The sequence below is a fragment of the Flavobacterium sp. genome, assembly GCF_039916025.1.
Taxonomy (GTDB): Bacteria; Bacteroidota; Bacteroidia; order Flavobacteriales; family Flavobacteriaceae; genus Flavobacterium.
In genome coordinates this window covers 1-1,839 of the sequence record NZ_JBDSMB010000023.1, presented here as the reverse complement: position 1 = coordinate 1,839, position 1,839 = coordinate 1, and the positions used below count along the sequence as shown (strand labels likewise).

The following is a 1,839-nucleotide window of genomic DNA, read 5'->3' as shown; positions in this document are numbered from 1 at the left end:
TGGTTTGTATTGTGTAGGATTCTCATTGTTTATATATACATTACCACAATCACTATCGTAAACAAAAATGGAACTCAATGCTGAATGTGTCGGCGAATTCTCCAGCCATTGAAAAGGAGTGTTTGTTCCATTAACTTCAATAATAAAATCAACTTTTTGTTGAGAGGCGGAGGGATTGAAAACGTTTTTCTTTAATTCTACATTTGAGTTTCTACTCCAACATAATTTTTTTAGAATTCTTGAATAGCTCGATTTACCTGAACCATTATTGCCATAAACAACGGTCAAACCGCTGTTTGGAAATTGCAGATGCCCTTGATTGTGCAAAGCACAAACATTAATCGGTTCTTTAATACTGATTAATTTAGGATATATAGTTCCAGTAGCTAGAGTTGCAGGTATATGTGTATTGTCAATTGAAATTGCGTTTAAAGCTACTGATGTGTCACCGTTTTCTTTTTTCAAAAGCAAAACAAGTTCGTCAATGTCGGTTTGAGCTATTGCAGAATTTGAGATTATTCTTCGCAAAGCATCTTTTAAAAACGCTGGCTTATTGTTAGCCCAAACTAATATTTCGTTATAAATAGCCATAATCCTAATTTTCTATTGTTGCAAGTTTGGAAAGAAGTAAATCTGAAAGCTCATTTAATTTTAGATTTTGATTGTTTAATCTATCGTCATATAATTGACGCATAATTGTCGAATTTGAGAATTTAATTATTCTAACTTTTTCGGGTATAAGAATTGGTATTTTTATCAAATCTTTTATGGGCAATTGCGGTTGGGCAGAACCAGACAAATAATTCTCAATTGCTTTTTTTATTTCTGCATTGCGAAGCATAGAATAAATGAAAATTGTAGATTCTAAAAAGTCCTTTGCACGCATTATAACCATTCCAGAATTAATTCTAATATCATTAAATATGATAGCATCGCTATAAAAAGCTACATTTCCAACTGTTCCCCGAGAGGTTAGTATTACATCATTTCTTTTTAATTTCCCCTTTCTTAAATCTTTATCCTTCTCTTTTGAAATGAATTTAGTTTCTGAAAAATCAAAACCAATTTTAGTAACGTTTCCTGCGTTTAGAAATAAGCAAAATCCGTTGTCATACATCTCATCAATACTCGGATAATTATTCCCTCTATCACCATCAATTACATCAATTAACTCATCTAAAGTGCCAGGGCGCCATCCTTTAGGTATTTCCTTTCCCAACTCCTTACTAAAAACCATCTCCCCTCCATTACTCTTATACCCCTTCCCCTCTTCATCCGGAAATTCAAAATCAACAAACCATTGATTGTAAATAGACTGTGCAGTTTCTTCTAATTTTTGAATGAGTTGGTTGTTTAGCTTTATTCTATCTACCAGCACATTGTATTCTTTTACGATTTCTTTTTGTTTGTTGATGGAGGGGATTGGCAGTTTGACATCACACATATCTTCCCAACCAAAAATTTCTCTTACACTACCATGTGAAATATAACGGGCATACCTGTCAAACTCGGGTCGCCTAAACCACATCATAAGATATTCCGGCAACAAAGTTTTGGTATCAGTAATTTCAAAAACCGTATAGGCCTGTGATACCAGACCCTCTTCAATATTGTCAAGCAAAGCAATTCCAATTTTATCCCCACGCCTTGATGTGTCAGGAATATAAGTGAATTGATTTTTCTTTACGACCCTGTATGTAGTAAAATCAGTACCTACTGTATTAGCAATTGATTTTATAAAAACTTTAGAAACTGAAACGCCTAGCCCACATTGCAGCTATATCGGCGGAGAAGTCAGTAAATACTGCGTTTCGTTTTTTTTGAGTTCCGGTTTGTGTA

The 1,839-nt window shown here is 33.9% G+C and carries 1 protein-coding gene and 1 pseudogene; both read right to left on the bottom strand.

What is annotated here, in order from left to right; genetic code table 11:
- A pseudogene (locus tag ABIQ27_RS01410) lies at nt 1-591 on the bottom strand (hypothetical protein); the annotation flags it as partial.
- A gap of 4 nt (nt 592-595) precedes the next feature.
- Entirely contained in the window at nt 596-1,663 is a 1,068-nt protein-coding gene (locus tag ABIQ27_RS01405) for a restriction endonuclease subunit S (protein ID WP_348031358.1), read from the bottom strand.
- Nucleotides 1,664-1,839: the final 176 nt, after the last annotated feature.